Below are 7,861 nucleotides of genomic sequence, written 5' to 3'. Positions count from 1 at the left end.
GGGTCCACTTCAGGACGCACAAGCAGAACTTCTCCGGCGAGGTCCGCGGCCGCTGGCAGGTCGATGTGATGACGGCCACCGGACAGCGCATCGGCAGCTTGCGTTTCACGGTGGCCGACGATGACAATGCCACGGCGGCGGATGGCCGCATCCATCAACCACCCGGCATACCGGGCTGGAACATACGCCATCTGTTGGGTAACAGCGGCGAACGCAGCGACTAATCGCTAACGAACACGACTTGCATTATCCTGCGGCGCTTTGGAAAATGTTAGGATGTTCACGATTTAGGTAATCCGCTATGGCACAACATATCGGCTTCAAACTGGCCCGCCTTCCCCGACTCTGGCGGGCCGTCATCGATGAACGCTTGGCGCCGCTGGGGCTGACCCAGACTCGCTGGGTGACGCTCTGGAACCTGCGTAAGATGGGAGGCGGCCAAGCCCAATGCGATCTGGCCCGGGCCATCGGCGTCGAGGCGCCATCGTTGGTGCGCACGCTGGATCAGTTGGCCGAACAGAACCTGATCGAACGTCGCCCGTGCTCGGAAGATCGCCGTACCAAGCGTCTGCATCTCACTGAAGAAGCGGCTCCGCTACTGGAGCAGATCGAGGCTATCGTCAACGAAGTCCGCGACGAGATGCTCGCCGGCTTCACCCAGGAAGAGATGGATACGTTCGACAACATGCTCGACCGTATCGAAAAGAATGGCCTCAACCTTCAGCGACAATCGGAAGAACAAGCCAAGGCGAGTTGATCTGCACGGCTCACCGGCACTCGAATGCCAGGGACGGCATCGCCCACGCCTAGCGCGGTTGCGAAGGCAGTTCCGCCCGCTTGCCGCTTCCCGCCAAGACATCACGCATCGCCAGCCACGCCGGCCATTCCCGCTCAAAACGCGAAAGCTCCATCGTCTCCTGCCACCACACGCACAGCGTATGCTCGTGCGATTCGACGACCAGCACGTCCGCTGGCAAGGTTTCGAGCCAGGCCTTGAGCAATTCGAGTCGGGACTCATCCAGCGATGGCAACGGCGCCTGCCGCCAGCGCCATTGCGCGGTTGCCGTCTCCAGCGCTTCGCTCGCCACGCGATTCCTGACCAGCACGAAATCGCTGCCCGGCGCCGTTCCAGGGTAACGCAGCCGGTAGCCGAGCAAGGCGACATCAGGCTGCGAGAGCGGGGGCTTGGCAAAATTCAACTCTCCCCCGTTGTGCTTCGCATGCTGGCGCAGGCGCTCTCTCGAGAACTCTTCTCGGCTCGGACGCAGCCACATCATCGGTGACAGCACCAGCAGGACCGCGACCAGCAGAAACCCCAGAACGGCCATAATGCATTCTCCCTCGCAGTCTGCGGCCGGTATCCGACTAAAGCCCACTATCGAACGGCGCAGTCTAACCGTTACAAAGCGTTGCGTCGCGTCCAAGCACGGCCGATGATCGGCTGCGGCAGTGTACCGCAGCCGGTATTGACAATCGCCATTGTGCGGCTCACGGACCACGCTTACAGTTAGTCATGTTCATTCGCCGGACGGGGGAGCTTCCGATGAGCAACGAATATCACCATGTACTGGTCGCCGTGGATCTCACCAAGGATTCTCATAAAGTGCTGGAACGCGCGATCCCGATCGCGCGCCGTAACCAGGCCAAGCTATCGATCATTCATACCCTGGAGCCGCTGGGCTTTGCCTACGGCGGCGACATTCCCATGGATCTGACCAGCATTCAGGATCAGTTGGACGAACACGCGACCCAGCGTCTTGGCGACATTGCCGATCCCTATGACATTCCGCGCGAGGATCAGCACATCGTCGTCGGCATGCCGGATACCGAGATCCAGCGTTTCGCCAAGGATCAGAATGTCGATCTGATCGTCGTCGGCTCTCACGGTCGCCACGGCTTTGCGCTACTGCTGGGCTCCACCTCGACCGGCGTACTGCACGGCGCGGAGTGCGACGTGCTGGCCGTCCGGGTCGGCAAGGATGGCGAAACCGAAGAGTAATCCAGGTTCGCACCGCTCTCGGGCGGTGCGCCAACCTTAGGGGAACGCTGAATAAATCGGCGAGCAGGATGAAGCGCAAGGCGCACGCAGCGCAAAAACCGGAGCCTATGGGNNGGTATAGGTGAGGATTTTGACCGGGCTGGCGCTCCAGCAGCGCGCAACGCAGCGATTCGCCTGCGCAGACATTTATGCAGTGTTTCCTTAGAGCCCGCCGGCAAGGTCAGCTCTCGCCTTCCGCCATCGCTTCCAGCTCCATCCAGCGCTCCATCGCCTGATCCAGCTCGGCCTGAGTCTTCGCCAGCGATTCGAGCGCGGCGGTGACCGCTTCGCTCTCCTGCTGATAGAAGTCCGGCTCGCTCATCCGCGCTTCGAACTCGGCGACTTTCGCTTCCAGTGCCTCGATGGTCGCCGGCAGCGCATCCAGCTCTCGCTGCAGCTTGTAGGAGAGTTTCTGTCGCCGTTTCTCGCCATTGGCTTTGTCGCTGGACGCCGCCGTTGTGGCGGCGCGCTCGGTCTGCTTCTGCTCGGCCTTGCGCGCCTCGGCCAGCTCCCAGGGCGCCGGCGGCAGCCGACCGCCCTGACGCACCCAGTCGCTGTAGCCACCGACGTAGTCGCGCACGGCGCCGTCGCCCTCGAACGCCAGCACGCCGGTGACGACGTTATCCATGAATGCCCGATCGTGCGAGACCAGTAGCAAGGTGCCGTCGAAATCGAGCAGCAGCTCTTCGAGCAGTTCGAGCGTCTCGACATCGAGGTCGTTGGTCGGCTCGTCGAGCACCAGCACGTTGGCGGGCTGGATGAACAGCTTGGCCAGCAATAGACGATTGGACTCTCCCCCGGACAGCGCCTTGACCGGCTGGCGGGCACGCTCCGGCGTGAACAGAAAATCCTGCAGATAGCTGATGACGTGCTTGTCCTTGCCGCCGACGGTGACCTTGTCGCTGCCTTGGGCAACGTTGTCGTAGACGCTCTTGTCCAGCTCGAGCCCCGCGCGCAGCTGATCGAAGTAGGCCACCGAAAGATTCGTCCCCATTCGCACGCTCCCTTCGCTGGGCGTCAGCTCGCCCAACAGGATCTTGAGCAGGGTCGTCTTGCCCGCACCGTTGCGGCCTATCAGGCCGATGCGATCGCCGCGCTGCACCTCCAGCGACAGGTCGCGAATGATGCACGCTTCGCCGTAATACTGCGTGACGTGGCTCAGCTCCACCACGCGCTTGCCGCTGCGCTCGCCGCTCTCGACCTGGAACGACGCCTTGCCCAGCCGCTCGCGGCGCTGAGAGCGCTCCGCGCGCAGCTTCTCCAGCGCACGCACGCGCCCTTCGTTACGCGTTCGGCGCGCCTTGATCCCCTGACGGATCCAGGCTTCCTCCTGGGCCAGCTTCTTGTCGAACTCGGCGCGCTCCCGCGCCTCGACTTCCAGCTCGTGGGCCTTCTGGGCCTGATAGGCCGCGTAGTCGCCGGGATAGCGCCCGAGCCGACCGCGATCGAGTTCCAGAATCGTCGTCGCCAGCTTCGACAGGAAGGCGCGGTCGTGGGTGATGAACAGCACGGCGCCATCGAACGCCAGCAGCTGGTCCTCGAGCCAGGTAATGGTGTCGATGTCCAAATGGTTGGTCGGCTCGTCGAGCAGTAGCAGATCGGGCCCGGAGACCATCGCCCGCGCCAGCGCCACGCGCCGACGCCAGCCCCCGGAAAGGCCGCTCATGGGTGCGTCGGCGGGAAGCCCCAGTCGCGTCAGCACGGTGTCGATACGCTGATGGAACGTCCAGCCGTCGAGCGCTTCCAGACGCGTCTGCAGCGTCTCCAGCCGACGCATGTCGGGCGTCTCCATTGCCACCAGCCGGTGATACTCGGCCAGCAGTTCACCGGTTTCAGGCAGGCCCTGCGCCACCACCTCGAAGATCGTCGCTGTATCGGCGTCCGGCAGCGTCTGCTCCAGTACGCCGATCTTGAGCCCGGGGGCGCGCCAGACATGGCCATCGTCGGCCTGGTTGTCGCCGGCAATCAGTTTCAACAACGTGGACTTGCCGGTACCGTTGCGTCCGACCAGCGCCAGGCGTTCCCCCTTCTCGATCACCAGATCGGCGCCGTCGAGCAGGACATGATGCCCATAGGCGAGTTGCAGTTGTTCAAGGCGTAGCAGAGCCACGTAGGACCTCGCGATCGTCAGTCATTGAAATTGACACTCATTGTACCTTGATGTGCGCATCGTACCTTGGTGTGCGAATCGTACCTTGGCGTGCAAACGACACCGAATCCGATCGAGACAATGCTGCACCGGCCCCACTAGGGTCTTACAATGCGCGTTTACCGTTAAGGCGACCTGAAAGGAGTGCCGCTTGAGCGACACGCCAACTGCTGAATCTCCCTTGCCCGATGCCCTGCGCATCGCCTCGCCGGCGCCGCTGGTCGACATCGGGGCCAACCTGACCCACGAAAGCTTCGAGCACGATCTCGAGGCCACGCTCGCCAGGGCCCGGGAAGCCAACGTCACCACCCTGGTAGTCACTGGGGCCGATCTCGATGGCGCAACCCGGGCTTGCGAACTGGCGACACGCTTTGTGGGTCTCGTTGCGACCGCGGGTCTCCATCCTCACCATGCCGCCGAATGGGACGACGAGATGGCGCGCGCCATGCAAGCCTTGCAGCGTGAGCCGCAGGTGGTCGCCGTCGGCGAGTGCGGGCTCGATTTCCATCGCGACTTTTCCCCCCGGGCAGATCAGGAACGCGCCCTGGAAGCGCAGCTCGCGCTGGCCGCCGAGTCCGGCCTGCCGGTGTTCCTGCACGAGCGCGAGGCCGGCCGCCGCATGCTCGAAATGCTGCGCGAATGGCGCGATCGCCTGAGCGATGCCGTCGTGCATTGCTTTACCGGCGAGCGCGCAACGCTGCATGGCTATCTCGATCTCGACCTGCACATCGGCCAGACCGGATGGCTCAGCGATGAGCGTCGCGGCCATCACCTGCGCGAGTTCGTCGCCGATATCCCGGCCAACCGCCTGATGGTGGAAACCGATTGCCCCTACCTGCTGCCGCGCAACCTGCCGGCCAAGATCAAGGGGCGCCGCCACGAGCCGGCTCTGCTACCTTGGATAGTCAGAGAGCTGGCCTATTGGCGGGGCGAAAGCGAAGCCGACCTGGCCCGGCAGACCACGCAAACGGCCATGCGCTTCTTCCGACTCGACGAGGGGACCAGTTGATGACGGAATTTCCCGGTTTCATTGCCGTTGAGACGGGCGAGGACAACTCGCTGCCACTGGCGATCGCCTGGGCGCTGCCCGACGGCCAGGTCAAGCATACGCTGATCCAGCCCGACGACGACTGGCTGGATGACGAGTTGCTGTCCCTGGGCGGCTACGGCCTCGACGAACTGCGCCAGTTCGGCGTCAGCCCGCTGGATGTACTACGGGAGCTGGAGAACGATCACTTCAGCCAGACGCTCTATACCGCTGGCGTCCAGGATGACGAAGCGGCGCTGTCGCTGATGTTCAATGATTTCGGCGTCGACCCGTTCGTCGAACTCGCACCCGCGGAAATTCTCTATCCCGATCTCGATCCGGGTGAGTGGGCCCGCGCCCGCGGCGAACTGTTCGGCGAGCTGGGCCTCGAACCGCTACGCCCCGAACATGAAGTTCAGGTCATGCTCTATCTGCATCGGCGCCTGGCCGAGCAGCAGGCGTAGCCTTCGAATTCAGGGTATCCGGAATTTCTGGTTGATAAAATGCCAAAGATGTAAAGAAGAAAATCTTTCTCAGCGGATTATCTGATTGATCCTCTTCAGCCTACTCTACTGCCAATTTTCTGTTTCCACCTTCGCCTGAGTCTTCATAGCGATGCTGACTAGGGAGGACAGCGAGAGCTGGGCAAGCGTCAAAGCGGTTCTGGATCATGCGCAATCCGGACACCTGCACAACATTCCTCTTGTAAGAAACCGATCAAATTCTCTAGGTGCCCATACTCGGGTATACAGACAATCGTGCGGCTATGTTTCTCCTGCCGGATCAGCCCTACCTTGGCCATGCGCGCAAGGTGATGTGATAGCGTCGAAGCAGGAATACCCAGCCCCTTCTGGATATCTCCGACCGAAGCCCCATCATGGCCAGCTTTGACCAGAAAGCGGAACACGGACAGTCGGTGACTATTCCCTAGCTCAGCTAAGCTGGCTGCAACCTTTTCGTGATCCATAGCACGCCCCAATAATTCGATGTTTCTAGAATTATAGTTGACAGGTCGGATAAACGCAAGTAGGCTGCGCACATCATTTCGATAAAACTAGAAATATAGGAGCAATATTGAATGTCACCTCAACTCCAAGACGCTCTAGGCATGTTCGCCTTTCTCGCTATCGAGCTATCGGTTTTATTCATTGGCATTAGCTTGCTGGTCGGAGTTCTTCAACGTCACATCCCACCATCCAAGGTGGAAGCGTTACTGACTTCCAGTGGGAAGCGAGGCTATTTTCTTGCTGCTGGTTTAGGAGCTATAACGCCCTTCTGTAGTTGCTCGACTATCCCCATGTTGAAAGGGTTGATTCGGGCACGGGCCGGTTTTGGGCCGATGATGGTGTTTCTTTTCTCATCTCCGTTGCTGAATCCTATCGTCGTCGGCCTGCTGGTTGCCACGTTTGGATGGACACTTACTGCTATCTATGTGCTCGCCGCTTTGGTGGTCGCGGTAGGTGCCGGATGGCTGCTTCACACGCTTGGCTTCGAGCGTTATGTGCGCCGGACGGCGACACAAGAGAGCAGTGGATGTAGTTCATCAGCAAGCCCGTGCGGTGCTACACCGACCGCATCGAGTTGCGGCACCAACAGCTGCGACACCACTCCGAAGACGGCTTCTTGCGGGGCCGATAGGAAGACAACAGTCTCTACGTCTAGCGAATGCTGTGACAGTCAACCCACTGTCACGGTTAAGAAAGAAGGGAAGTACAGTGGTGTGTGGCGGGAAGCTTGGTCGGACTTTATCGATGTGTTGCCTTACCTGCTCATCGGTATTGCGATTGGCAGCGTGATCTATGGTTTCATGCCCACTGACTTATTGGAGCAGTATGCAGGCCCAGATAATCCCTTTGCCATTCCAGTTGCCGCTGTCATCGGCGTGCCGTTGTATATTCGCGCTGAAGCCGTCATACCTCTGGCAGCGGCTCTGATGGCCAAAGGCGTGGGTGCCGGGACGGTGCTAGCGTTGATCATCGGCAGTGCCGGAGCCAGCCTGACTGAGCTCATTCTGTTGCGCTCTTTGTTCACGCTGAAGCTTTTAGCGGCGTTTTTAGCAGTCATTTTTGCTATGGCGATGATTGCCGGTTACGCCACCTACCTGTTTTTCTGATCAAGGCGGGAGATGATTAATTCGTTAAGCCTTCCTGGGTACCAGTTGGTGGATTCTGATGAGCAGAATGAAGACATACATTTTCGGCTTGAAGCACCTACACCAGTAGCCTGCGAGGGGTGCGGCGTGCAGGGTGAGTTCGTGCGGTTCGGCAAGCGTGATGTTCCCTATCGTGACCTGCCCATCCACGGCAAGCGGGTCACCCTCTGGGTAGTTCGTCGCCGGTACACCTGCCGGGCCTGCAAGACCACCTTCAGGCCCCAGCTACCGGAGATGGTGGACGGCTTCCGCATGACGCTGCGGTTGCATGAGTACGTGGAGAAGGAAGCCTTCAATCACCCCTACGCCTACGTGGCTGATACCACGGGCCTGGACGAGAAGACGGTACGCGACATTTTCAACGCCCGCGCCGAATTCCTGGGGCGCTGGCACCGCTTCGAGACGCCCCGCATTCTCGGCATTGACGAGTTGTACCTGAACAAGCGCTACCGCTGCATCCTGACCAACATCGAGGAGAGGACCCTGCTCGACCTG

Annotated in this window: 10 protein-coding genes; 7 read left to right on the top strand and 3 right to left on the bottom strand. The window is 60.7% G+C overall.

The annotated features are described in order from the left end of the window. Both DOM57_RS21310 and slyA read left to right on the top strand, forming a co-directional pair. A partial coding sequence (locus tag DOM57_RS21310; RefSeq protein ID WP_162619630.1) for a DUF2914 domain-containing protein occupies positions 1–224 on the top strand: 224 nt, incomplete at its 5' end. Positions 225–301: 77 nt separating this feature from the next. Further along, the gene (slyA, locus tag DOM57_RS21305; RefSeq protein ID WP_110651712.1) at positions 302–757 is read left to right on the top strand and encodes a transcriptional regulator SlyA; all 456 of its coding nucleotides are present in this window, start codon (positions 302–304) and stop codon (positions 755–757) included. A gap of 49 nt (positions 758–806) precedes the next feature. On the opposite strand, the gene DOM57_RS21300 is transcribed toward slyA, so the two are convergent. Next, entirely contained in the window at positions 807–1,328 is a 522-nt protein-coding gene (locus DOM57_RS21300; RefSeq protein WP_110651710.1) for a preprotein translocase subunit YajC, read from the bottom strand. A gap of 215 nt (positions 1,329–1,543) precedes the next feature. Here DOM57_RS21300 and DOM57_RS21295 point away from each other — a divergent pair, with 215 nt between their 5' ends. Further along, the gene (locus DOM57_RS21295) at positions 1,544–1,999 is read left to right on the top strand and encodes a universal stress protein (protein WP_110651708.1); all 456 of its coding nucleotides are present in this window, start codon (positions 1,544–1,546) and stop codon (positions 1,997–1,999) included. A gap of 220 nt (positions 2,000–2,219) precedes the next feature. Here the strand turns inward: DOM57_RS21295 and DOM57_RS21290 are convergent, their stop codons facing one another. After that, positions 2,220–4,148: an ATP-binding cassette domain-containing protein gene (locus DOM57_RS21290; protein ID WP_110651706.1), complete on the bottom strand. Its 1,929-nt coding sequence runs from the start codon at positions 4,146–4,148 to the stop codon at positions 2,220–2,222. Between the two features lie 190 nt (positions 4,149–4,338). On the opposite strand from DOM57_RS21290, the gene DOM57_RS21285 reads away from it, so the two are divergent. After that, entirely contained in the window at positions 4,339–5,196 is an 858-nt protein-coding gene (locus DOM57_RS21285) for a TatD family hydrolase (RefSeq protein WP_110651704.1), read from the top strand. Further along, positions 5,196–5,678, top strand: coding sequence for a hypothetical protein (locus DOM57_RS21280; RefSeq protein ID WP_110651702.1), 483 nt, complete (start codon positions 5,196–5,198; stop codon positions 5,676–5,678). Before DOM57_RS21285 ends, DOM57_RS21280 begins: the two co-directional genes overlap by 1 nt. 188 nt (positions 5,679–5,866) lie before the next feature. Here the strand turns inward: DOM57_RS21280 and DOM57_RS21275 are convergent, their stop codons facing one another. Continuing rightward, complete coding sequence (locus tag DOM57_RS21275; RefSeq protein ID WP_110651700.1) at positions 5,867–6,181, bottom strand: ArsR/SmtB family transcription factor; 315 nt, start codon at positions 6,179–6,181, stop codon at positions 5,867–5,869. A gap of 111 nt (positions 6,182–6,292) precedes the next feature. On the opposite strand from DOM57_RS21275, the gene DOM57_RS21270 reads away from it, so the two are divergent. Further along, positions 6,293–7,327 carry a permease gene (locus tag DOM57_RS21270; RefSeq protein WP_036521543.1) on the top strand — a complete coding sequence of 345 codons (1,035 nt, stop codon included), beginning with the start codon at positions 6,293–6,295 and terminating at the stop codon, positions 7,325–7,327. 12 nt (positions 7,328–7,339) lie between these two features. After that, positions 7,340–7,861 (top strand): transposase family protein (locus tag DOM57_RS21265; RefSeq protein WP_162619629.1); only part of this gene is annotated, 522 nt, incomplete at its 3' end.

The organism is Salinicola peritrichatus (assembly GCF_003206715.1).
Taxonomy (GTDB): domain Bacteria; phylum Pseudomonadota; class Gammaproteobacteria; order Pseudomonadales; family Halomonadaceae; genus Salinicola; species Salinicola peritrichatus.
This window is presented reverse-complemented; position numbering and strand designations above follow the sequence as displayed.